The organism is Nocardiopsis sp. LDBS0036, assembly GCF_041228755.1.
GTDB classification, from domain to species: domain Bacteria; phylum Actinomycetota; class Actinomycetes; order Streptosporangiales; family Streptosporangiaceae; genus Nocardiopsis; species Nocardiopsis dassonvillei.
This window is the reverse complement of the sequence record NZ_CP141103.1, coordinates 730,569-753,020: the sequence shown is the minus strand read 5'-3', so window position 1 is coordinate 753,020 and position 22,452 is coordinate 730,569. Positions and strand designations below refer to the sequence as shown.

20 protein-coding genes are annotated in these 22,452 nt (G+C 74.9%); 8 read left to right on the top strand and 12 right to left on the bottom strand.

The features are described from left to right. The first annotated feature begins 27 nt into the window (after positions 1 to 27). Both UIS43_RS02975 and UIS43_RS02970 read left to right on the top strand, forming a co-directional pair. Positions 28 to 1,044, top strand: a complete 1,017-nt coding sequence (locus UIS43_RS02975; protein ID WP_071622002.1) for an N-acetylglucosamine kinase — start codon at positions 28 to 30, stop codon at positions 1,042 to 1,044. Positions 1,045 to 1,415: 371 nt separating this feature from the next. Further along, positions 1,416 to 2,267, top strand: coding sequence for a siderophore-interacting protein (locus UIS43_RS02970; protein ID WP_013152891.1), 852 nt, complete (start codon positions 1,416 to 1,418; stop codon positions 2,265 to 2,267). Positions 2,268 to 2,439: 172 nt separating this feature from the next. Here the strand turns inward: UIS43_RS02970 and UIS43_RS02965 are convergent, their stop codons facing one another. After that, entirely contained in the window at positions 2,440 to 3,798 is a 1,359-nt protein-coding gene (locus UIS43_RS02965) for an NAD(P)/FAD-dependent oxidoreductase (protein WP_013152890.1), read from the bottom strand. A 442-nt stretch (positions 3,799 to 4,240) separates the two neighbouring features. Here UIS43_RS02965 and UIS43_RS02960 point away from each other — a divergent pair, with 442 nt between their 5' ends. Further along, complete coding sequence (locus UIS43_RS02960) at positions 4,241 to 4,873, top strand: trimeric intracellular cation channel family protein (RefSeq protein WP_370012375.1); 633 nt, start codon at positions 4,241 to 4,243, stop codon at positions 4,871 to 4,873. Here the strand turns inward: UIS43_RS02960 and UIS43_RS02955 are convergent. Further along, entirely contained in the window at positions 4,828 to 5,880 is a 1,053-nt protein-coding gene (locus UIS43_RS02955) for a LysR substrate-binding domain-containing protein (RefSeq protein WP_370012373.1), read from the bottom strand. The two genes, UIS43_RS02960 and UIS43_RS02955, sit on opposite strands and share 46 nt — an antisense overlap. A 101-nt stretch (positions 5,881 to 5,981) precedes the next feature. Here UIS43_RS02955 and UIS43_RS02950 point away from each other — a divergent pair, with 101 nt between their 5' ends. From UIS43_RS02950 to UIS43_RS02940, 3 genes are all read left to right on the top strand, one after another. Further along, the gene (locus UIS43_RS02950) at positions 5,982 to 6,905 is read left to right on the top strand and encodes a serine/threonine dehydratase (RefSeq protein ID WP_013152887.1); all 924 of its coding nucleotides are present in this window, start codon (positions 5,982 to 5,984) and stop codon (positions 6,903 to 6,905) included. Positions 6,906 to 7,053: 148 nt separating this feature from the next. Continuing rightward, positions 7,054 to 7,725: a lysophospholipid acyltransferase family protein gene (locus UIS43_RS02945; protein ID WP_370012371.1), complete on the top strand. Its 672-nt coding sequence runs from the start codon at positions 7,054 to 7,056 to the stop codon at positions 7,723 to 7,725. 90 nt (positions 7,726 to 7,815) lie between these two features. Further along, positions 7,816 to 8,310, top strand: coding sequence for a metallophosphoesterase (locus UIS43_RS02940; protein WP_013152885.1), 495 nt, complete (start codon positions 7,816 to 7,818; stop codon positions 8,308 to 8,310). A 38-nt stretch (positions 8,311 to 8,348) separates the two neighbouring features. On the opposite strand, the gene UIS43_RS02935 is transcribed toward UIS43_RS02940, so the two are convergent. Beyond that, positions 8,349 to 9,434, bottom strand: a complete 1,086-nt coding sequence (locus tag UIS43_RS02935) for a sodium:calcium antiporter (protein ID WP_198048850.1) — start codon at positions 9,432 to 9,434, stop codon at positions 8,349 to 8,351. A 216-nt stretch (positions 9,435 to 9,650) separates the two neighbouring features. Here UIS43_RS02935 and UIS43_RS02930 point away from each other — a divergent pair, with 216 nt between their 5' ends. Then, complete coding sequence (locus UIS43_RS02930; protein ID WP_013152883.1) at positions 9,651 to 10,556, top strand: manganese catalase family protein; 906 nt, start codon at positions 9,651 to 9,653, stop codon at positions 10,554 to 10,556. Positions 10,557 to 10,965: 409 nt separating this feature from the next. Next, positions 10,966 to 11,736, top strand: coding sequence for a DUF2071 domain-containing protein (locus UIS43_RS02925; RefSeq protein WP_013152882.1), 771 nt, complete (start codon positions 10,966 to 10,968; stop codon positions 11,734 to 11,736). A gap of 323 nt (positions 11,737 to 12,059) precedes the next feature. Here UIS43_RS02925 and UIS43_RS02920 read toward each other — a convergent pair whose 3' ends face one another. The 9 genes from UIS43_RS02920 to UIS43_RS02880 form a co-directional block, all read right to left on the bottom strand. Continuing rightward, entirely contained in the window at positions 12,060 to 14,153 is a 2,094-nt protein-coding gene (locus UIS43_RS02920; RefSeq protein WP_071621999.1) for a xanthine dehydrogenase family protein molybdopterin-binding subunit, read from the bottom strand. Continuing rightward, complete coding sequence (locus UIS43_RS02915; protein ID WP_370012368.1) at positions 14,150 to 15,142, bottom strand: xanthine dehydrogenase family protein subunit M; 993 nt, start codon at positions 15,140 to 15,142, stop codon at positions 14,150 to 14,152. The genes UIS43_RS02920 and UIS43_RS02915 overlap by 4 nt, the downstream gene beginning before the upstream one ends. Then, positions 15,139 to 15,642 carry a 2Fe-2S iron-sulfur cluster-binding protein gene (locus tag UIS43_RS02910; RefSeq protein WP_370012367.1) on the bottom strand — a complete coding sequence of 168 codons (504 nt, stop codon included), beginning with the start codon at positions 15,640 to 15,642 and terminating at the stop codon, positions 15,139 to 15,141. Before UIS43_RS02910 ends, UIS43_RS02915 begins: the two co-directional genes overlap by 4 nt. Before the next feature lie 283 nt (positions 15,643 to 15,925). Further along, positions 15,926 to 16,486 carry a TIGR03086 family metal-binding protein gene (locus tag UIS43_RS02905; protein ID WP_013152878.1) on the bottom strand — a complete coding sequence of 187 codons (561 nt, stop codon included), beginning with the start codon at positions 16,484 to 16,486 and terminating at the stop codon, positions 15,926 to 15,928. A 267-nt stretch (positions 16,487 to 16,753) separates the two neighbouring features. Continuing rightward, positions 16,754 to 17,146, bottom strand: coding sequence for a VOC family protein (locus UIS43_RS02900; protein WP_370012364.1), 393 nt, complete (start codon positions 17,144 to 17,146; stop codon positions 16,754 to 16,756). Then, complete coding sequence (locus UIS43_RS02895) at positions 17,143 to 17,454, bottom strand: helix-turn-helix transcriptional regulator (RefSeq protein ID WP_013152876.1); 312 nt, start codon at positions 17,452 to 17,454, stop codon at positions 17,143 to 17,145. Before UIS43_RS02895 ends, UIS43_RS02900 begins: the two co-directional genes overlap by 4 nt. A gap of 188 nt (positions 17,455 to 17,642) precedes the next feature. Further along, positions 17,643 to 18,278 carry a maleylpyruvate isomerase family mycothiol-dependent enzyme gene (locus tag UIS43_RS02890; protein WP_013152875.1) on the bottom strand — a complete coding sequence of 212 codons (636 nt, stop codon included), beginning with the start codon at positions 18,276 to 18,278 and terminating at the stop codon, positions 17,643 to 17,645. Positions 18,279 to 18,643: 365 nt separating this feature from the next. Further along, entirely contained in the window at positions 18,644 to 20,416 is a 1,773-nt protein-coding gene (locus UIS43_RS02885; RefSeq protein WP_071621998.1) for an ABC transporter ATP-binding protein, read from the bottom strand. Continuing rightward, complete coding sequence (locus UIS43_RS02880; RefSeq protein ID WP_117198021.1) at positions 20,413 to 22,248, bottom strand: ABC transporter ATP-binding protein; 1,836 nt, start codon at positions 22,246 to 22,248, stop codon at positions 20,413 to 20,415. The genes UIS43_RS02885 and UIS43_RS02880 overlap by 4 nt, the downstream gene beginning before the upstream one ends. Positions 22,249 to 22,452: the final 204 nt, after the last annotated feature.

Here is a 22,452-nt window from a genome sequence, read left to right as displayed (position 1 = left end):
GGCGACCGGCGCGGACTCGTCCTGGGGGTGGACGCCGGGGGCACCGCCACCCGGGCGCTGGTGGCCACCCTCTCCGGAGAGCGGCTGGGCGAGGCCCGGGCCGGGGGCGCCAACCCCAACTCCCACGGCGCGGACCGGGCCGCCGAGCGGCTGGCCGAGGCGGTGGCGGGAGCGCTCGACGCGGCCGGACCGCGGGCGCGCGGGGCCGTGGCCTTCGGCGTGGTCGGCCTGGCGGGGGTGTCCGCGCTGCGCGACGACGCGGTGCGCGCTCGCCTGGAGCGGGCTCTGGCCGGGGCGGGACTGGCGCCGGAGAACACGGCGTTCACCGGCGACGACGAGGTGGCCTTCGCCTCGGGCACCCCGGGGCCCGACGGCACGGTGCTGATCGCGGGGACCGGGGCGATCGCCACCCGGGTCGAGGAGCGCAGGCGGACCCGTTCGGCGGACGGCATGGGGTGGCTCATCGGCGACGAGGGGTCGGGGTTCTGGATCGGGCACCAGGCGGCCCGGGAGACGGCGCGGCAGCTGTCCCGGGGCGGGGAGCTGAGTCCGCTGGCGCGCGCGGTGGCCAAGCAGGTCATCCCGGGCCAGCGTCCCTCGGAGGGAGGGAACCACCTGCCCGAGGAGCACGCCCGCAACTTCGCCCGGGTCCTGACCACGGCCGCCCCGGTCACGCTGGCCGCGCTGGCGCCCCTGGTCAGCGAGGCCCACACGCAGGGCGATCCGGCGGCCGAGGTGATCGTGGAGGCCGCCGCGGGACACCTGGCGCACTCGGTGCACCAGGTGCGCTCGCCCGGGGAGAGACTGCCGGTGGTGCTGGCCGGCGGGGTGCTCTCGCGGTCCGAGCCGGTGCGCTCGGCGCTCACCCGCAAGCTGGCGTTGTCCGCGTCGGGGGCGGAGGTCGCCACGGCCGGGTGCACGGCGGGCGCGGCGGCCTGGCTGGCGGCCCTGCGAGCGGGGGCTCCGGAGGACGACCGGCGGCTGCACGCGGCGTTCACCGTGGTCGGCCGCGCCCCGGGCAAGGACCGCCCCGACGCCGCCTGAGGGCGCACGCCCGCACTGCGCCGTGACAGCGGGGTTTCCCACGGCGATCTCGCTACCGGCGTCGCTGTCGGTGTCGGCGGTGGCCCTGGTAGCGGACTCGTCCCGGGCGGGCGCGATCCGACTCGGCGCGGTCGACCGCCCGCAGCGGAAGCGGGCCCGGGTCCGCAGGCGCGGGCTCCGGCCCCGATCTGACCACCCCGCAGGCGCGAGCCGGTCCCGCCCCGGGGCGGGCTGCCGCAGCCGCCCGGCGGCGGCGCCGCGCGGACCGGTTCCGCTGCCGCCGGGCTCAGGTTTTGCCCTGGTGCGTCCCTGTGCCTTACGGTAAGTCCTACTTAGGTTTACCTAACTCACCCCGGAAGAAAGAGGGCGCCGTGGCACAGCGGCAGGGACGGGCCAGGACCGTCCACACCGGAAGGGTCGAGGCGGTCGAGCAGATCACCCCGCACATGGTCAGGGTCGTCCTGGGCGGGGAGGGCCTGGACGCGTTCTCCACCGACGGGCACACCGACAGCTACGTCAAGCTGCTCTTCCCCCCGCCCGCGCCCGGCGACCCCGAGCCCTTCGACCTGGAGCGCGTGCGCGCCGAGCGCCCCCGCGAGGAGTGGCCGGTCACCCGCACCTACACCGTGCGCGACTGGGACGCCGAGGCCCGGCGGCTCACCCTCGACTTCGTCCACCACGGCGGCACCGGACTGGCCGGGGTGTGGGCGGCGGGCGCCAGGCCGGGCGACCGGCTGCGCCTGATGGGTCCCGGCGGCGCCTACTCCCCCGACCCCGGGGCCGACTGGCACCTGCTGGCCGGGGACGAGAGCGCCCTGCCCGCCATCGCCACCGCCGTGGAGGCGCTGGCCCCGGACGCCACCGCCCACGTGTTCGTCGAGGTCGGCGGCCCCGAGGACGAGCTGAAGCTGGAGGGCGGCCCGGGCGTCCACGTGCACTGGCTGCACCGGGGGGACGAGGCCGTGGGCTCGGTCCTGGTCCCCGCCGTGCGCGCCCTCGACTTCCCCGAGGGCCGTGTCCACGCGTTCGTGCACGGCGAGGCCGCCTTCGTCCGCGACCTGCGCCGTCTGCTGCGTGTCGAGCACGGTCTGCCCAAGGAACAGCTGTCGGTGTCGGGGTACTGGCGCCTGGGCCGCGACGAGGACGGCTGGCAGTCGAGCAAGGCCGAGTGGAACCGCGGTGTGGAGGCCGAGGAGGAGGCCGCCCTGGCGGGGAGGGCCTGACCTTCCCCGCCGGGCGGGCCCGCACCCCCGGTGCGTTCCGCGTCCGGGCAGGTCCGCGCCTCGGGCACCGGCCGACCCTGGCCTCTCCCCCGAGGCGTCCGCGTCCCGGGGCACCGGGGCCGCGGGCACCGGACGGCGTCCGGCCTCCCCGCCGGACGCCGGTGCCGCCGCCTCACATTTCGAGGTTCTCCAGGGCGATGAGGTAGGCCTCGTTGTACGTGGGGAACTGCGGGATCGAGTCCAGCAGCGCCGCGACCGGCAGGCCGGTGCGGATCGCCAGCGCCGCGGTGTGGATCCACTCCGAGGCCATCGGGGAGAACGCCCACGCGCCCACCAGCACCCCGCGGCGGCGGTCGGCGACCAGTCCCAGGGTGCCGCGCGGGTCGGTGTCGTAGGTCCAGGGCCGGGCCAGGGTCTGGGGCAGGTCGGCCTCGGCGGTGGCCGTGTCGATCCCCTGTTCCCGCGCCTGGGCCTCGGTGAGCCCCACCCCGGCGATCTCGGGGTAGGAGAAGATCACGCGCGGCACGCCGGTGTAGTCGGCGGCCCGGTCCTTACCCAGGATGTTGTCGGCGACCACGCGCCCCTGGTACTTGGCCACGTGCGTGAACAGGGCCCGGCCGGTGGCGTCGCCGACCCCCCACAGCCCGGGCGCGGCTCGGCAGCGCTCGTCCACGCGCAGGCTGGCGCGGTCCAGCTCCACCCCGACCTCCTCCAGCCCCAGGCCGCCGCCGCGGGGGCGGCGGCCGGTGGCGAGCACGATCACGTCCGCCTCCACGTGCTCGCCGTTGTCCAGGGTCGCGCGGATCCCGTCCCCGTCCCGGGCCACCGCGGAGACCTGGGTGTTCAGGTGCACGGTGACGCCGTCGCGGTCGAACTGGTCGCTGATCAGTTCGCACAGACGGGGTTCCTCGCGGTTCACCAGGCGCGGGCCGCGCTGGACCAGGGTGACCTGGGAGCCCATCCGGGCCAGGAACTGGCCCAGCTCCACCCCCACGGCGCTGCCGCCGACCACGACGGCCCGGCCGGGCACGTCGGTGAGGGTGGTGGCCTCGCGGTTGGTCCACACCACGGAGGGGTCCAGGTCGTCCAGCCCCTCGATCGGCGGGCGCACCGCCTCCGAACCGGTGGCCACGACGACGTGGTCGGCGGTGAGCTCGGTGTCGCCCACCGCCACCCGCCACGGGTCGCGGCCGATGACGCGCCCCTCGCCGCGCAGCACCAGGGCGCCCTGGTCCCGGTACCCCTGGACCTGCGCGGAGTCGTCCAGGTGGCGGATCATCTGGTCCCGGTAGTCGCGCAGCTCGGGCCAGCGCAGGTCCGGGCGGGAGACCCCGGCGGCGCCGTCGGCCTCCTGGCGCACCTCCGGCGGGCGCAGCAGCACCTTGGTGGGGATGCAGGCCCAGTAGCCGCACTCGCCGCCGATGAGTTCGCGCTCGACCACCGCCACGCGCTTGCCGGCGGCGAGCAGCCGACTCGCGACGGTCTCACCGCCCGGCCCCATTCCGATGACGATCGCGTCCATGTGTTGCATGTGTCCTCGTTCCGCCCGGGTCCCGGTCACCCCCGATGGTGTCGCCTGCCCGTGTTCCGGGGAAGTCCCGACACGCCGTCATTCTCCGGGTTCGCGCGGTCCGGTCCGGGCCGGGGCGACGGTGCCCCGGTCGCGGCCGTGCGCGCCTCGGTTCGGGCCGCCCCCGGCACACGCGCCACCGCGCACCGCGCCGACGGGGCGTCCCTCCGCCCGGAGCCCGGGCGCGGGCACACGCCCCGGGCCGGGGCGCCGACGCGCGGACCGCTGGTGTCCACACGCTCCGCCACCCGGGGCGGGAGAGCGCGTGCCCGCACGCGGAACCTCTGTACGGCGCGTCACAGCACCCGCGCGCGTCACACGCGTCCCGGACGTGGTGGAATAGCCGATCGGCATCCCTGCCGCCGCCCCGTCCGAAAGGAACCGCCGTCCCCGGCGCACGCGCATGTCCACGCAGACCCTGATCCTCGCCTTGGACCTCGTCGGCATCCTCGCCTTCGCCGTCGACGGGGCGCTGACCGGCATCCGCACCGCGCGCCTGGACATCGTCGGCGTCCTGGCCCTGGGCGTGGTGACCGCCCTGGGCGGCGGCGTCATCCGCGACCTGCTGCTCGGCGTGACCCCCGCGACCTTCCAGGACTGGCGCTACATCTGCACGGCGCTGCTGGGCGCGACCGCCGCGTTCTTCCTCAGCAGGCAGCTCACCCACCTGAACCGGCCCATCCTCGTCTTCGACGCGGCCGGGCTGAGCCTGTTCGCGGTGATCGGGGCGACCAAGGCCCTGGAGCTGGGTTTCGGCCCCCTCCAGGCCACCCTGCTCGGCGTCGTCACCGGGGTGGGCGGCGGCACGATCCGCGACGTCCTGCTGAACCGGGTGCCGACCGTGCTGAGCGCCAACTCGCGCCTGTACGCCGTCCCCGCCCTGCTGGGCGCGGGCCTGGTCGCCGTCGCGTACTGGGCGGGCCTGAACTGGGGGTGGATCGCCGTGGTGGGGGCGGTGCTGTGCTTCGCCGTGCGGCTGCTGGCGCTGCTCTACCGCTGGAACGCGCCCAGCCCGCCGGGTTCCCCTCCGCTGTGAGACCCGCCGGTGCCCTCGTCTCCCGCTCCCCCGCCCGGGCGAGAGCCGCCGGTGCCCGTCCCGGCCGCCTCCCCGCCGCCGCGGGCCCCGGCCGCGTCCCCGACTCCGCCCAGCGCCCGGGACGCGACGCCGCGCAGGAGTTCGACCATCGCCGGGACCGGCTCGGGCGGGCGGCGCCGGTGCACGGCGTAGATCTCTCGGGCCAGGCGGGTGCCGCGCAGCGGACGGCTGACCCAGCCGCCCCGGCGGTCCGAGCGCAGGATGCTCAGCGGGACCAGGGCCACCCCCACCCCGGCCTCGACCAGGGCCAGGGCCACCTCGTAGTCGCGGGTCTCGTAGGCCACGTTCAGGCTCACCCCGGCGGCAGCGGCGGCGGTGTCCAGGCTGATCCGGTTGTAGATGCCCGGGGCCCCGCAGATCCACTCCTCGCCCGCCAGGTCGGCCAGCGCCACGTCGCGGTCGGCCAGGGCGTGGCCCTCGGGCACGACCACCAGCAGCGGGTCCACCAGGACGCGTTCGCGGTGCAGGCCCCCGGAGCGCGGCAGGGGCACGCCCGGGTAGCGGTGGGTCAGGAGCAGGTCCAGGTCCCCGGAGGCGACCAGGCCGTACCCGCCCGGGGGCTCGATGTCGGACAGCGACAGCCGCACCTGGGGGTGCTGGCGCCCGAAGGCGGCCAGGGTGGCGGGCAGCAGGACCTTGCCCGCGCTGGCGAAGGCCCCCAGGGACAGGCGCTCGGGGGACTCGCCGGCCACGGCGCGCACGGCGGCCTCGGCGTCGCGCAGCTCCCCCAGCACCCGTTCGCCGTGTTCGAGCAGGACCCTGCCCGCCTCGGTGAGGGTGGCCCCGGTGCGGCCGCGTTCGACCAGGGTGCAGCCGACCTCGCGCTCCAGTTTGGTGAGCTGCTGGGACAGGGCGGGCGGGGTGAAGGACAGGCGCTCGGCGGCCGCGGCGATCGAGCCCGCGTGCGCGATCTCCACGAGCACCCGCACCCGGTTGGCGTCCAGCACGGCGGCCCTCCTTTCACACAAAGCCAGGTACAAAGTTTCGCTTAACGATCTTTAGCAGACCCAACTTTAAGTTAATGGCCGGTAGGGGCACAGTGGGCTGTATGAGCACCACGACCGCGCACGCCGCGCCCACGGCCACCGATGTCCGTGCCGCCGCCGAACGCATCGCCCCCTACGCCCGCCGCACCCCGGTCATGCACGCCGAGGTGGACGGGCGTCCGCTGACGCTCAAGCTGGAGCACCTCCAGCGCACCGGGGCGTTCAAGCTGCGCGGCGCCCTCAACGCCCTGCTGGGCGGGGAGGCAGCCGACCGGGTGATCACCGCCTCCGGCGGCAACCACGGCCTGGGGGTGGCCACCGCCGCCCGCCTGCTGGGCGTGCGCGCGACGGTCTACGTCCCCGAGTCGATCCCCGAGGCCAAGGCGGCGCCGCTGGCCGCCACCGGCGCCGAGGTCGTCAGGGTGGGAGAGCACTACGCGGTGGCCGCCGAGGCTGCCCGCGCCCGCGCCGAGGCCGAGGGCGTGCGCTACCTGCACGCCTTCGACGACGCCCTCGTCGTGGCCGGTCAGGGCACGATCGGACTGGAGATCGCCGCCGACGCGCCCGAGTGCGACACCATCGTCGTCGCGGTGGGCGGCGGCGGACTGGTGGCCGGGGTGCGCCTGGGCGCGGAGGGGCGCGAGGTCGTGGGCGCCGAACCCGAGGGCTGCGCGAGCATGCACGCCGCGATGGCCGCCGGGCACCCCGTGCAGACCCCCGTGGACTCGGTGGCCTCCTCCGCGCTGGGCGCGGCCACCCTGGGCCGGGTCCCCTTCGAGGTGCTGAGCGCCCACCCGGTGACCCGGGCCCTGGTGAGCGACGCCGAGATCCTGCGGGCCCAGGACCGGCTCTGGGAGGAGTTCCGCATCGCCACCGAACCGGCCGCGGCCGTGCCCTTCGCCGCCTGGCTGGCGGGGCGCGTCCCCGGCGAGCGGCCGTGCCTGGTGGTGTGCGGGGCCAACGCCGAATGGCGCCGCGCCGACTGAACCCACAGGAACCCGCACGTCACGGGCCTGTTCCGCCCGCCCTCCCCGCGTGGTGACCTGGAACACTCTCCTCGTGGCCGACCCGTTGTTACCCACGGGTCGGCCTTACATTGGACTCCGTCATCCGACCATTGGTGAGGGAGAACACGTGTTCTACGGTGCTTTGCGGCAGACGGTGTCGGTACTCGCCCGTACCCTGTGCCGTCCGACCGTCGAGGGCCGTGAGAACGTCCCCGCCGACGGAGCGGTCCTGCTGGCCAGCAACCACCTGTCCTTCATCGACAGCGTGATCATCCCGCTGTCGGTCACCCAGCGCCGGGTGCGCTTCCTGGCCAAGTCCGACTACTTCGAGGGGACCGGCATCAAGGGGCGCGTGACCAAGACCGTGTTCTCCTCCCTGGGCGCCATGCCGGTGCAGCGCCGCGACGCGCGCGGGGCCATGCTGTCCCTGGAGATGATGCTGAAGCGCCTGAACGAGGGCGAGGCCTGCGTGATCTACCCCGAGGGCACCCGCTCCCGGGACGGACGCCTGTACCGGGGCCGCACCGGCGTGGCCCTGCTGGCGATGGAGTCCAAGGCCCCGGTCGTGCCGGTGGCCGTGGCCGGAACCCAGGACGTGCAGCCGGTCGGCGCCTCCATGCCGCGCCCGCGCCCCTACAGCATCCGCTTCGGCGAACCGCTGGACTTCTCCACCGGCTACGACCACCTCGCCCCGGGCAAGGCGCGCCGGGAGATCACCGACCGGATCATGGACTCCATCCACGCGCTGTCGGGTCAGGAGCGGGCCAAGGGGTACAACTCCCTCGGCGCCGACGAGTGACCGGAGCGCGTCCGCGCGGGTGAGCGCGCGGGCACGAGCGGCGCAGCGACCCGCGCGCGGCCGACGCCCGCGTCGCCTACGCTTGCGCGCATGCGCGTACTGATCGTGTCCGACACCCACATCCCGCGCCGCGCCCGCGACCTGCCCGAACAGGTCTGGCGCGAGGTCGACCGGGCCGACGCGGTGATCCACGCCGGGGACTGGTGCGACCTGGCCAGCCTGGAACGCCTCGACGCGCGGGCCGAACTCCTGGTCGGCGTCCACGGCAACAACGACGGCGCCGACCTGCGCGAGCGGCTGCCCGAGGTCGCCCGCGCCACGCTCGGCGGGGTGCGCTTCGCGGTCGTGCACGAGACCGGCGACGCGCGCGGGCGCGAGAAGCGCTGTCAGGAGCGCTTCCCCGACTGCGACGTGCTGGTGTTCGGGCACTCCCACATCCCGTGGGACACCACGGCCCCCTCCGGTCTGCGCCTGCTCAACCCGGGCTCCCCCACCGACCGGCGCAGGCAGCCCCACCACACGTACATGACGCTGGTGGCCGAGGACGGGCGCCTGGACGGGGTCCGGCTGCACCGGGTGGGCTGAAGGGGAGCCCGGGGCCCGCGCCGGGGGCGCGGACGGCGTCAGAACGTGAGCACGCCGAGGATTCCCAGGTAGAGCACGATCAGCAGCACGCCCTCGAATCCGATCCGGCCCCAGCCCTTCGTCTGGCGGATGATGAGCCCGGCGAGCAGGACCACGGTCATCAGCAGCGCGCCGACGGTGAGGAAGAGTTCGTCGGCGCTGGCGGCGTGGTACAGCGAACCCCCGCGGTAGAAGACGTCGCCCACGGCCACGTTGAGCGCGTCCAGACTGTTGCCGCCGATGATGGCGGACACCGCCAGGGTCATCGCGCCCCGCCGGACCGCGGCGACCGCCGCGACCGTCTCGGGGATGGCGTTCACCGCGCCCATGGCCACCGCGCCGACCAGCCCAGCGCTGAGCCCGGTGGACTCCACGATCACGCCCGCAGCCTCGGCGAGCGCCCACCCGCCCACGGCCACCACGGTGCCCACCGCGAGGAAGCGCACCCACAGCACGCCCGTGCCGGTGCCGTCCTCCTCGTCGGTGCCGTCGTCGTCGGGGACGTCCACCACGGTCTCCCGGGTGCGCACGGCCTGCCACATGGGCTGCTCGTTCTCCTGCCTGATCAGCCAGAGCCCGCCCATGTAGAAGGCGATCATCCCCACCGAGGCCGGGTGCACCCCCAGGAGCGTCACGTCCGGGCCCAGTGCGGTGAGCACGACCACGGACAGCAGGCCGATGAGCAGACAGCAGAAGAGCAGGTTCGCCGAGGAGGCAGCGGCGTGCTCCAGGTTGGCGCGCCGGTAGAAGAAGTCGGCCACCGCCAGCGCCAGCGTCTGCGCGGCGATGCCCCCGACCGCGTTGCTGTAGGCCAGTCCGGGCTGGTCGCCGAGGGCGCTGACCGCGGTCATCACGATCCCCGACAGGGACGTGGCCAGTCCGAAGAAGACTGCGCCGAAGACCGCCTCGCCCCAGCCGGTGCGGTCGGCCAGGACGTCGCCTAGGGAGGTCATCCGCACACTGGCCACCACGGTCACCGCGGCCACCAGGACGAAGATCGCGACGCTCCACCCCAGCGGCCAGGGGGGAGATAAAGCCTCCAGCATGTCCACCTCTTCCTTCTGTTGTGCTTTGCGGACCGGCATCTACCCCCTCCCTGTACGACAAACCCGAGCGGACGCGGGCGGGCCGCCGTCGGAAGGGGCCTCTGCCGAGCGGCCGGGGACGGCAGGCGCGGGTACACGGGCGGGTACACGGAAAGGCCAAATCCCCTCCAATCAGCGTTACCGGCCGGAGGCCCTGGGTAGCCGGAGTCGGAAGCACGCAGTGCGACGGCCACATCCCCCAGTGATGAGGTGGACATGTTCCGGCACACCAAACACCTGCAGTTCGAGGCCAAGCCCGAGGCTCCCGACGCGCTCTACGCGGCCAAGCTCCAGGAGCTCATCGGCGGCGCCTACGGCGAGATGACCGTCACCATGCAGTACCTGTTCCAGGGGTGGAACTGCCGCGTCGAGGGCAAGTACAAGGACCTGATCATGGACGTGGCCACCGAGGAGATCGGCCACGTCGAGATGCTCGCCACGATGGTGGCGCGCCTGCTGGAGGGCGCTCCGGCCACCACGGTGGCCAAGGCCGTCAAGGACCCGGCCGTGGCCGCGGTCGTGGGCGGGATGAACCCACAGCAGGCCATCGTCGCCGGCGGCGGCGCCGTACCGGCCGACTCCGGCGGCACCCCCTGGAACGGCAAGTACATCGTGGCCAGCGGCAACCTGCTGGCCGACTTCCGCGCCAACGCCGCGGCCGAGGCCCAGGGCAGGCTCCAGACCGCGCGCCTGTACAACATGACCGACGACCCCGGTGTCAAGGCCATGCTCCAGTTCAACCTGGCCCGCGACACCGTCCACCAGAACATGTGGCTGGCCGCGATCGAGGAGCTCCAGGAGGACGGCATGGAGGGCGAGATCGCGCCCAACGCGCTCTTCGACGAGGAGAACCAGGAGCACGCCAACACGATCTGGGGCCTGTCGGACGGCACGGCGGCCGCCAACGGCGGCTGGTCGCACCGGCCCGCGCCGGACGGCCGCCACGAGCTGCGCTACCTCGACCAGCCCCAGCCGCTCGGCGGCCCGGCCTCCGCGCCGCCCCCGGACCCCGCGCTGTACGGGACCGACGGCGGCCCCAGCGGCGAGGGCTCGGTCAAGGGCCCGTCCAAGGCCACCAAGGGCGAGGGCTTCGTGGACAAGCTCAAGGACACCCTGGAGTGACCTGAACCGGCTCTCCCGTCCGCCCGTCCCGTTCCGCGCGGGGCGGGCGGTCCCGCGTTTCGGGGGATGTCCGCGCTGAGGGGCCGCACCGCGGACAGGCGGAGCGGCGCCGGGTGAAACGGGGCCCGGACCCCGGACGCGCGGGCACGAACCCGGCGCAGCGGCCCGGGGGGGGCGGCCGAAGGACCGCAGCCCACAGGCGTGGCCGCCTCCCCGCATCGCAGGCGCGGCCGGGCTCGCCCGCGTCCCCGCGCTCCGCGCGGACGGGGCCGCGTCCCGACCCCGCGGCACGGACGGCCGCTCTCCCGGACACACGGGCGGGGCCGCGTCCCGACCCGGACGACGCGGGCGTAGGCTCGGCCACGACACGGGCGCGGTCCGCGCCCCTGCGGAGCGGGAGGTCCGTCCGGTGCGGAAGAAGCCAGCGCGCGCGGACCGCCGACCCCTGCCGCCCTTGGACCCGCCGCCCCTGCCGGGGCCCGCGCCGCTGTACCAGGGGTGGCGCAACGCCCTCTTCGTGCACTGGGCCGTCCCGCCCGAACGGGTGGCGCCGCTGCTGCCCGAGCACACCCGACCCGACGTGCTGGACGGGACCACCTACGTCGGACTCGTGCCCTTCCGTGTTCCCTACACCACGGCCGCCGGGGTTCCCGTAGGCGGGTTCGGCGAGGTCAACGTGCGCCTGTACTCGGTGGACGGGTACGGCCGCCGGGGCGTGGTCTTCCTGTCCATGGACGCCAGCTCCGCGCACAACGTCCTGGCCGCCCGGGCCCTGGTGGGCGTGCCCTACATGTGGTCGGACGTGTCCCTGTACGCGGGCCGCGGCGGCGTGCACGCGGGCGCGGTGCGCCGCCGCCTGCCCCTGGGCGGGGCCCGGGGGCGGTGGCGGGCGACCGTCGGGGAGCGGGTGGAGCACGAGTCCCCGCTGGAGCGCTTCGTGACCGCGCGCTGGGGCCTGCACACCAGGCGCGCGGGGCGCACGTGGTGGATCCGGGTGGCGCATCCGCGCTGGCCGCTGTTCCGCGCGCACTCCTGGGCCTACGAGGGCGACCTGCTCCGGGCGGCGGGTGTGCGCGTGGACGACCCAGAGCCGGTGTCGGTGCTGTGGTCGCCCGGTGTGGACACCGGCGTGTGCCCCTCGCTGCTGCCCGCTCCCCGGCCGGGGCAGCTCCTGCCGTAGCGTTCCGCGCCCACCGGGGGGCGTGCGCTGCGGCTGGCCCCTCCGACGGTCGGCGCCCACCGCGCCGAGGGGCCCGCGGCCACCGCCGTCGGGATCGGCGGGCCCGGCACGGACGGCCTCGCCGGGTACCCGCTCGGCCCGGCCGCCCCACTGCGGGCCTTGGCCCCGGACGAGGCGCGAAGGGCCCCGGTCCTCCGCGTCCGCGGGCCGGAGGAGGACGACGCGGACGGACCCCTCCCGTGGACCGCGCCTCCCGCCCCTGGCGGCCCTGCCGGGGCGTGCCCGGTCGTGGTGCGCCCGGGCGGGCGCACCACGACCGGCCGTCACCGCAGGAGCTTGTCCGCCGTGACCGGCAGGTCCCGCACCCTGATCCCCGTGGCGTGGTGGACGGCGTTGGCCACCGCCGCGGCGGACCCGACGATGCCGATCTCGCCCGCGCCCCGCGACCCCATGGGGGTGGCGCGGGGGTCCTCCTCGTCCAGCCACTCCGCCCGCAGGTCGCCCACGTCGGCGTTGGTGGGGACGTGGTACTCGGCGAAGTCGCCGTTGGCGATGTGGCCGTACCGCGGGTCCCGGAAGCTCTCCTCGTGCAGCGCCATCGACAGGCCCATGACCATCCCGCCGAGGAACTGCGAGCGCGCCGTGCGCGGGTTGACCACCCGGCCGATGGAGAACAGGCCGTACATGCGCGGCACCCGGACCTCGCCCGTGTCCGCGTTCACCCGCGCCTCGGCGAAGTGCGCCCCGAAGGAGTAGACCGAGTACGACTCGTCCACGGTGTCCTCCGCCCCGCTGCCCTCGGCCTCCGCGCCCGGGGCCGGGGAGTCCCCGTGCCGGTCGCGGAAGGCCCGGGCGGCGGTCACGATGGCCGTCCCCCAGGAGCTGGTCCCGCTGGAGCCTCCCGCGACCGAGGCCGACGGGAAGGCGGTGTCGCCGATGCGCAGCCGGATGTCGGAGGCGGGCAGGCCCAGCGCGTCGGCGGCGATCTGGGTGAGCGCGGTCCAGGCCCCGGTGCCGATGTCCACCGCGCCGATGGACACCTCGTAACGGCCGTCCCGGCCGTAGCGGACGCGGGCCACCGATCCGGGGTTGAACAGGTGCGGGTAGCTCGCCGAGGCCACGCCGGTGCCCACCAGCCAGTCCCCCTCCCGGCGGACGCCTGGCCGGGGGTCGCGCCCGTGCCAGCCGAAGCGCTCGGCGCCCTCGCGCAGGCACCGCACCAGGCGCCGGTCCGACCACGGGGAACCGCTCTGCGGGTCGGTCTCGGGCTCGTTGCGCACGCGCAGCTCGACGGGGTCGACGCCGCAGGCCTGGGCGAGTTCGTCCATGGCGGCCTCGGCCGCGTACATCCCCGGGGCCTCGCCGGGGGCGCGCATCCAGAAGTTGACCGGCACGTCCAGGGGCGCGATCCGGTGGGTGGTGCGGCGGTGGGGCGCGGCGTACATCCACCGCGAGCACATCGCGCTGTTCTCGGTGAACTCCTTGATCCTGGCGGTCTGCTCCACGGAGTCGTGGACGACCGCGGACAGGCGCCCGTCGCGGTCGGCGCCCAGGCGCACCCGCTGGATGGTGGGTGTGCGGTAGCCCACCAGGCAGAACATCTGCTGGCGGGTCAGCGCGAACTTGACCGGCCGCCCGGGCAGGGCGCGGGCGGCCATCGCGGCCAGGACGTCGTGCGCGTGCGCCTCCCCCTTGGAGCCGAAGCCGCCGCCCACGTGGGGCGCGACCACCCGGACCCGTTCGGGGTCGAGCCCGAACACCCCGGCCACGGACGCGCGGACCACGTGCACGCCCTGGGTGGAGTCGTAGAGGGTGAGGTCGCCGGTGGCCTCCTCCCACAGGGCCGTGGTGGTGTGCGGCTCCATGGGGTTGTTGTGCTCGGTGGGCGTGCTGTAGGTCTGGTCGACCACGACCTCGGCGGCGGCCAGGGCCGCGTCGGGGTCGCCCTGCTCGGTGTCGGAGGCGGGGCCCTCGTCGTCCTCGCCCACGGGCCGGTAGAGGCCGCGGTGGTCGGCGGTGAGCACCACGTCGTGCTCGGAGCGCTCGTAGTCCACCTTCACGAGTCCGGCCGCCTGGCGGGCGGTCTCGGGGGTGTCGGCCACGACCGCGGCGACGAACTGGCCGTGGAAGGACACCTCGCGGGACTGGAGCACCGCGAACTCGCGGTCCTCGGTGTCGGCGAGGCGTTCGGCGTTGTCCGGGGTCAGGACGGCGCGCACACCGGCCAGGGCCTCGGCGGCGGAGGCGTCGACCGCGGTGACGCGCCCGCGCGCGACGGTGGACAGCACCGGGTGCAGGTACAGGGGGTCGGCGAGCGGGTGCTCGTAGGCGTAGGGCGCCCGTCCGGTGACCTTGTCGGCGCCCTCCAGGCGGGGCAGCGGCTGGCCCATGGCCCGCGCGTCCAGCGTCCCGGTCATCGTGCCTCCTCGGCGGTCAGGTCGCGCAGGGTCGCGGCCAGGGTGTTGACGGCCAGGGGTACCTTGAAGGCGTTGTCCGGGCCGGTGGCGGCGTCGGCGAGTTCGGCCCGGGCGGCCTCGCGGAAGGCCTCCTCGGTGGCCGGTCCGCCGCGCAGCGCCTCCTCGGCGCGGCTGGCGCGCCAGGGCGCGTGCGCCAGGCCGCCGAAGGCCACGCGCACGTCCTCGACGGTGCCGTCCACCACGCGCAGCGCCGCGGCCACCGACACCAGGGCGAAGGCGTAGGAGGCGCGGTCGCGGACCTTGCGGTAGGCCGAGCGGGCGGCCAGGGGCAGGCGGGGCAGGTCGACGGCGGTGATGAGGTCGCCGTGTTCCAGGACGGTGTCGCGCTGGGGTTCGTCCCCCGGGAGGCGGTGCAGGCCGGGCATGTCCACAGTGCGCTCCCCGGCGGGGCCCAGCACGTGGACCCGGGCGCCCAGGGCGGTCAGGGCGACCGCCATGTCGGAGGGGTGGGTGGCCACGCAGTGCTCGGAGGCTCCCAGGACGGCGTTGTAGCGGCCGTAGCCCTCGATCGCCGAGCAGCCCGTGCCGGGTTCGCGCTTGTTGCAGGGCATGGCGGTGTTCTGGAAGTACACGCACCGGGTGCGCTGGAGGAGGTTGCCGCCCGTGGTGGCGGCGTTGCGCAGCTGGCCGGAGGCGCCCGCCAGCAGGGCCTGGGAGAGCACGGGGTAGGCGCGGCGGACGCCGGGGTGGGCGGCCAGGTCGCTGTTGGGCACGGCGGCGCCCACGCGCAGGCCGCCGTCGGGCAGTTCCTCGATCCGGTGGCTGAGCAGGTCGCGCACGTCCACGAGGGAGGTGGGCTCGGCGATGCCGAGTTTCATGTGGTCGACCAGGTTGGTGCCCCCGCCGATGTAGGAGGCGCAGGGGTCGCCCGCGACCGCGGTGACGGCCTCGGCGGCCCCGGCGGGGCGGGTGTAGTGGAAGGGTTTCACTGCGCGGCCTCCCGGATCGCGGCGACGATGTTGACGTAGGCGCCGCAGCGGCACAGGTTGCCGCTCATGCGCTCGCGGATCTCGTCGTCGTCGAGGCCGACCGGCGCTTGGAGGTCCTCGGTGACGTGGCTGGGCCAGTCGGCGGCGGCCTCCTCCAGCATGCCCACGGCCGAGCAGACCTGGCCGGGCGTGCAGTAGCCGCACTGGAAGCCGTCGTTCTCGACGAAGGCGCGGGCGACGGGGTGCAGCTGCCCCTCCTCGGCGAGTCCGGCGGCGGTGGTGACGTTGGCGCCGTCGTGCGCGACCGCGAAGGTCAGGCAGGGGACGACGCGGCGGCCCTCCAGCAGGACCGTGCAGGCCCCGCACTGGCCGTGGTCGCAGCCCTTCTTGGGCGAGGTGACGCCCAGCCGGTCGCGCAGCGCGTCCAGCAGGGTGGTGCGTGTGTCGACGGTGAGTTCGCGTTTCTCCCCGTCGACGTGCAGTGTGATCGTGGCCTCCACCGGCAGTGCCCTTCCTCGTGTGTGGGTCGGTGTCCTACGCGCCGCCGTCCACGCGGCCCGCCCGGCGCACCGCGCCAGGGACTCGTCACAGTCTGTGACAGGCGTGGGGCTCCCGGAAGCCGACACGGCGCGCGGGGCCGGGAAGGGGGCGTCCGGGGAGCCGCCACTGTGGCGCGTAACCCGCAGGGGAGGGGCTAAACACCCGGCGCCCGCGTGCGCGGGGCGCGCCGGGCGCAAATCGGCCCCGGCCGGGGGCGGAACCCGGCCGGGGCCGCGCGGAGGGTCAGGGGGTCCTGCCGGTGCGGGCGATCAGGCGGTCCTGGGGACTGGCGTCGGGACCGACCTCGACGGGGGCGCCGAACATCGGCCCCGGCCCGAGGTCCTGGTCGCTGAGCCAGGCGTGGACCTCCTTGACCAGGTCGGGGTCGAGGCGTTCGTCGGTGCCCAGGGCGCGTGCCAGGTCCCAGGCGTGCACCGTCAGGTCGAAGGTCATCTGCCACAGGTAGAGCTCGGCGGGCGCGTCGCCGAAGGACAGGTGCACCGTGCTCTCCAGGGAGGACGGCGCCAGCCAGGCGGTGCGGGCCTCGCGGGAGGCGACCTCCCAGGTGGTGATGGGCTCCTCGCCCAGGTTGTCGCCGTCGAGGCGGTCGCCGACCTCCTCGACCCGGGCGCCGCCCAGCAGGAGCGGCACCCACAGCTGCTCGGTGGTCAGGTGGTTGACCAGGTCGTGCACGTCCCAGTCGGCGCACGGCGTGGGCAGCGCCCAGTCCGTCAGCTTGACCTCGCGGACCCGCCGGTCGAACTCCCCCATCGCGGTTCCGTGCAGTTCGGTCAGGTGTGCCATGAGTGTCCCCCGGGACGAAGTAGCGGTTGTGCGCCGGTCCCCTACCCGTGCCGCCAGGGGGTGAATCCGCCCGGGCGCGGCGGCCACGGCCGCCCGTACGCGTGCGTGCGTCCGGGCGCGGGCGCAGCACGCACGTGGTCAACGACGCGGTAGTCGGCCGTCCACCGTGCGACCGGGCGCGGGCGGGACCAGGTCTGGCCCGAGCAGCCCGGGCGGGGTCCGGCCGCCGGGTGCGGCCGGGCCCCGCGTCCGGGTTCGGGCGACCGCCTACCGGGGCTCGGCCGCGATCTGGATCAGGTTGCCGCAGGTGTCGTCGAAGACGGCGGTGGTGACCGGGCCCATCTCCAGGGGTTCCTGCGTGAAGCGGACGCCGAGGCCGCTCAGGCGCTGGTACTCCGCCCGCACGTCGGCGACGGCGAACTGGGCGAGCGGGATGCCGTCCTTGACCAGGGCGTCGCGGTAGGCGCCGACGGCCGGGTGGCCGGCGGGCTCCAGGAGCAGTTCGGTGCCCTCGGGCTCGTCGGGCGAGACGACGGTCAGCCACCGGTCCTTCTCCCCCACCGGGACGTCGTGCTTCTTCACGAAGCCGAGGATCTCGGTGTAGAAGTGCTCGGCCTTGGCCTGGTCGTTGACGAAGATGCTGGTCAGGTGGATCTTCACGGGTTGCTCTCCTCCGGTCCGGATGTGTCTGGCGCAAGCCATCGCTCGGCGATCCGCCGCAGCGGGGCCGTGTTGAGGTCGTGGAACTTGTAACGGCCCTCGCGCCTGGTCTCGACGAGCCCGGCGGCCTCCAGCACGGCGAGGTGCTGGGAGACCGCCTGGCGCGAGATGCCGAGCTGGTGCTTCATGGCCAACCGCGAGCAGATCTCGAACAGTGTCTGGCCGGACTTCTCCGTGAGCTCGTCGAGGATGGTGCGACGGGTCGGGTCGGCCAGGGCTTTGAAGAGGTCGTCTGCCACGGCCACCATGATAGGCAAGTGAACGCTTGCATGTCGAGTCGGGACACGCCGTGTCGCGGCGCGACCCGCACTGCGGTGGCCTTCGCGGAACGGACGCCGAGGCCCCCGCGCCTCATGGCCGGTCCGGTCCGCCTGGAGGGGACCTCGAACGCCCGGTCGGTGCGGCCGCGGTCCCCCGCTCCCCCCGCTGTGGCGGGTCAGCCCTCCGCGCGTTCGCGCAGGATCTCCACACCGTCGCCGGTGAGCTCGTCCAGGTGCGCGGAGCGGCCGGTCATCGCCATGATCAGGGCGAGCGTGCTCCCGCGGACGAGCGGCCCGGCGCCGGAGGCGAACGGACCGTCGGTGGCCTGGAGGTTCAACCCCCGGATCCGGCTCCTGGCGACGACGACCTGGTCCGAGCCCCGGTAGTAGTCCGCCACGAGGGTCAGCGCGGCGATCGGACGGGCGCTGACGATGCCCAGGGGCCGCCTGATGTCCTCGCCGTGCACGATCACCTCCCCCAGGATGGCGGGCTTGGGCAGGGGCGGTGAGGTCGTGCTCTCCACGATCCCCCGGAAGCGCGCGAGGGTGTCGGCGCCGGAGGTCCCCATCTGCTCCGCCAGGCGCATCGCGACCTGGGCGTCGAAGTCGAACCGGCAGCGGATGACCCCGGCCAGCCATCGCAGCCCGTTGAGGCTCGCCGACGACGTCAGGTGCGCGAGCACCTCGCGCACGGTCAGGCCCGCGCACAGCGACGGCGTCGCCCACTGTTCCTCGGTCAGCTCCGACAAGTCGTCGGCCAGCGCCGCCCGCTCCCGGTGGATCAGCGGCCACAGGTCCGCGCGGCCGCTCACCGGCGGCGGGTTCCGTGGCACGGGCGGGGTGTCGGTGACGTCATCGGGCTCTCCTCGGGACGGGTTCTCGCCTCGCCCCCACGGTGGTGGGCGGACGCCGGGATTATGGCCCGGGCCTCCGACAGTTCGGCGCCCCGTCGTCCCCGGGCACACGGCGCTCGCACCACCCGTATCGCCGGGTTCCGACACTGACCTCGGGATGAGGTGACAGCCCGTCGCTCATGTGGAGACGAGGGCTCCCTGTCACCGGCGGGGAACCGCTGTCGCGGGACGGCCCCGCCCGGGCGGGGCCGTCCCGTCGTGGACGGTCGGTACCCCTCTCTTCCAGGAGGGGGAGCACGTCAGTCCGGGTCCGGCGCGGCCGGTCAGACGAAGTACCGGGCCTGGAGGCGGAACAGTTCGGCGTAGAGCCCGTCGGCCCGGCTCAGCGTGTCGTGGGTGCCGGTCTCCACGACCCGGCCGCCGTCCATCACCACGATGAGGTCGGCCGCCCGGGCGGTCGTGAAGCGGTGCGTGACGAGCACGGTCACGCCGCCCTCCTGGCGGCCCAGGTCGGCGTACTGCTGGAACAGCCGCTCCTCGGCGCGCGCGTCGAGGCTGGCGGTGGGCTCGTCCATGATCCGCAGCAGCGGCGCCCGCCGCATCGCCGCACGGGCGTTGGCGACCGTCTGCCACTGGCCCCCGGACAGCCCCTCGCCGTCCCACGACCCGCGCCCGAGCCGGGTGTCCAGGCCCCCGGGCAGCGAGGCGAGGAGCCCGTCCCCGCCGGCCGTCCGCAGCGCCTGGAGGATCCGCTCCGAATCGCCGCGGTCCTCGATCCGCCCCAGCCCGACCGCGTCCCGCAGGGACAGCTCGATGCGCACCGGATCCTGGAAGGCCGCCGTGATCCGGGCGCGCCACTGGTCCGGGGCGAACCGCGCGAGATCGGTCCCGTCCACCAGGACGCGCCCCTGACCGGGCCGGTAGAGGCCGCTGAGCATCTTGACCAGCGTCGACTTGCCCGCGCCGTTCTCCCCGACCAGCGCCACCACGGCCCCGGCCGGGAGTTCGAGGTCGATGTCGCTCAGCGCGGGCCGATCGCGGTTCCAGTACCGGAAGCCCAGACCCTCCACCCTGATGCCGCTCTCCAGGCGGGCGGGCACCGCCACCGGCGCGGTCGGCACGAGGGCCGCCCGCTCCGCGTCGCCGTCCCGCACCACGTCGAGGAAGGCCCGGGTGGCCCGGAGCGACTCCAGCGTCCAGAAGGACAGGTTCAGCAGGCTCTGCACCTGCCCGGTGATCTGGCTGCTGACCGCGACCGCCGCGACGATGAGGCCGAGCGGAGCGTCGCCGACCAGTCCGGCCCGCACCATCAGGGCGACGGCGGTCGCGTACGCCAGCACGAAGAGCAGCCAGGCCAGCGCGACCGGGACCCGGGACAGTCCGTCGGTCCGGGCGATGTCGCGGCCCGCGGAGTCCCACTCCCGGCGGTGCCTGCGCCGCAACTCGCCCGCCAGCCCGAAGAGGCGGGTCTCGCGACCGGGCGCGGCCGCCGTGGCGAGCGTGAACAGGTGACCGGCCAGCCGGGTCCTGGGCGTGGCGCGCTCCTCGGCCCGGCCGCGCCTCCTGTCCGCCGCCCGGGTGGCCAGCACGGCGGGGAGGGCGAAGAGCGGCAGCAGGGCCAGGACGGGGACGACCGAGGCCATCAGGGCGGCCGAGGCGACCAGGGCCAGCGCGGCTCCGGCCAGCCACATCAGCCGGTCGAAACCCGGGCCGATCTCGCCCCGCGCCCCGCGCACCGCCGCCGCCCTGTCGGAGCGGCTCGAACGCTCGTGGACCTCCAGCGTCGGCGTCGTGCCGACCGCGTCGACGAACCGGCGGTCGACGTGGCTCTGGATCTGCTCCTGGAGCCGGAGGCGGGTGAAGTAGCCGGCGACGAAGGTGCCCTGGGTGAGCATGACGAAGACCGCCACGCACAGCGCGAGCACCGCCAGGCCGCTGGTCGGGCCCCCGCTCGCCGCCTCGCTGAACAGCCCGATCGCCACGGCGAGACCGATCCCGGTGGCCTGTTCGAGAATCGCGATCGCCACCACGACCAGGGAACGCAACCCGTCGACGCGGGGTCCGGTCGTGAGGACGAAGCGCAGGGCGCTGATCACGATGACGCCTCCTCGAAACGCTTCGCCTGCAGACGGAACAGCTCGGCGTACCGGCCGTCGGCGCTCATCAGGTCCTCGTGCGTGCCGTCCTCGACGATGCGGCCCCGGTCGAGGACGACCACCCGCTCCGCCCTGCGCACGGTCGCGAACCGGTGGGAGATCGCGACGGTCGTGGCCCCCGCGGTGAGCTCGTGGAACGTGTCGTAGAGCCGGGCCTCGGCGCGGGCGTCCAGGCTCGCGGCCGGCTCGTCCATGATCAGGAGCCGTGCGCCGTGCCGCAGGCCGAACAGCGCCCGGGCGATGGCGACGCGCTGCCACTCGCCGCCCGACGCGTCGACCCCGCCCTCGTACCCGCTGGACATCACCGTGTCCCAGCCCTTCGGGAGTCCCTCGACGAACTCCAGCAGTCCGGCCTGGCGCGCCGCTTCCCGCAGGCCCTCCTCGTCGTCGGCGTGGGCCAGGGAGCCGAAGGCGATGTTGTCCCGCACGGTCAGCTCGTAGCGGCCGAAGTCCTGGAAGACGGCGACCACCCGGCGCTGCCAGCTCCGGCGGTTGGCGTCCTCCACCGGGGTTCCGCCGACGCGCAGGCGGCCCCCGCTCGGAGCGTCCAGACCGGCGAGGAGCCGGGCCAGCGTCGTCTTTCCGGCCCCGTTGAGGCCCACGATGGCGAGCGACTGCCCCTCGGGGACGTCGAGGTCGATGCCGTGCAGCACCTCGTCGGCGGCGCCGCCGTAGCGGAAGCGCAGACCCTCGCAGGAGACGGTCGCTACCGGCTCCGTCCAGGGCTCGGGGTCGGACCCGCCGGGCGGGTCGGCCTCCGGAAGGGCGAACGCCTCGGCGGCCGCCTTGGAGCCGAAGCTGGTGCGCAGGTCGTCCTCGTCCGCCCGGAGCACCTGGAGGAGGGCCCGCAGGGCCAGGCCGCCCAGCGCCAGGTCGCCCACCGTCGTGCCTCCGGCGGCGGCCCGGTGTGCCAGGTAGTAGAAGACCGAGGCGACCGTGACGCCGGTGACCACGACGACCACGACGACGAACACGCGGTGCTCGCGCCGTCGCCGCCAGACCTCGGTCATGTTCACGCGCCACTCGGCGTGGTAGGCGTCGCGGAAGAAGGCCGTGAGCCCGAAGACGCGCACCTCCCGGGCCGCGTCCGGCGTGGTCGGCACGTCCCGCAGGTAGGACGTACGGCGCAGCTTCCGCGTCTGGTTCACGGTCTCGACGACGGCGGTCCGGTAGTTGCGGACCAGCCGGAGGTGGAGCACCGCGAAGACCGCGAAGACGATGAGCCCCAGTCCCCAGGCGACCTGGGTGAGCAGGGCCGCGGAGCCGACGGCGGTCACCCACAACGAGGCCTTGGCCGACAGGCCGAAGACCGCTTCCCCCGGCGGCATGTCGATGGTCCCCTCGCCCCGCGCACGCCCGAGTCTGCCCTGGTAGGCCGGGTCCTCCAGGTGGCCGACGGTCGCCGGTTCCGAGGCGGCCGCCATCACGCGCTCCCTCAGTCGGCCGGTGACCCGGCGGCCCAGGGCCCGTCCCAGGGCCGTGCGCGCCGACTCGGTGACGTGGGTGAGGAGGAAGAGCACGGCGATGAGGGCGACCCACCGGTAGCACTCCCGCGCCGCCGGACCGTCCAGCCCCTGGCCGGCGGCCGAGGTGAGCCCGTCCACCAGTGCGCCCACCCCGATGGTGATGCCGACCGGGGCCGCACCGGCGAGGACGGCCAGCATCATGGTCAGGGCGGCCGCACCCGGTGCCACGGAGAAGGAGTACCGGACCAGGGCGGGAAGCACCCACCGCGTCACCGGGGGCTGGAGACGGTCCGTGCCCGCGGTCACGCCCGCCCCCGGTCGTCGAGGTCACAGGCGGCCGGGGGCGCGGTGGTGGCGCACATGGGGGGGTCCTCTCGGAAGCCGGGCATGCCGTGGAGGGGCAGGAGCCGGGGGTCGGCGAGGAGCACGTTACGGGGAAGGCCGCCCGGGGCGCGACGGGTTTTCCGGTGGCCGTCCGGAGCGCGGTGTGCCGCGGGGCCGCGTCCCCGA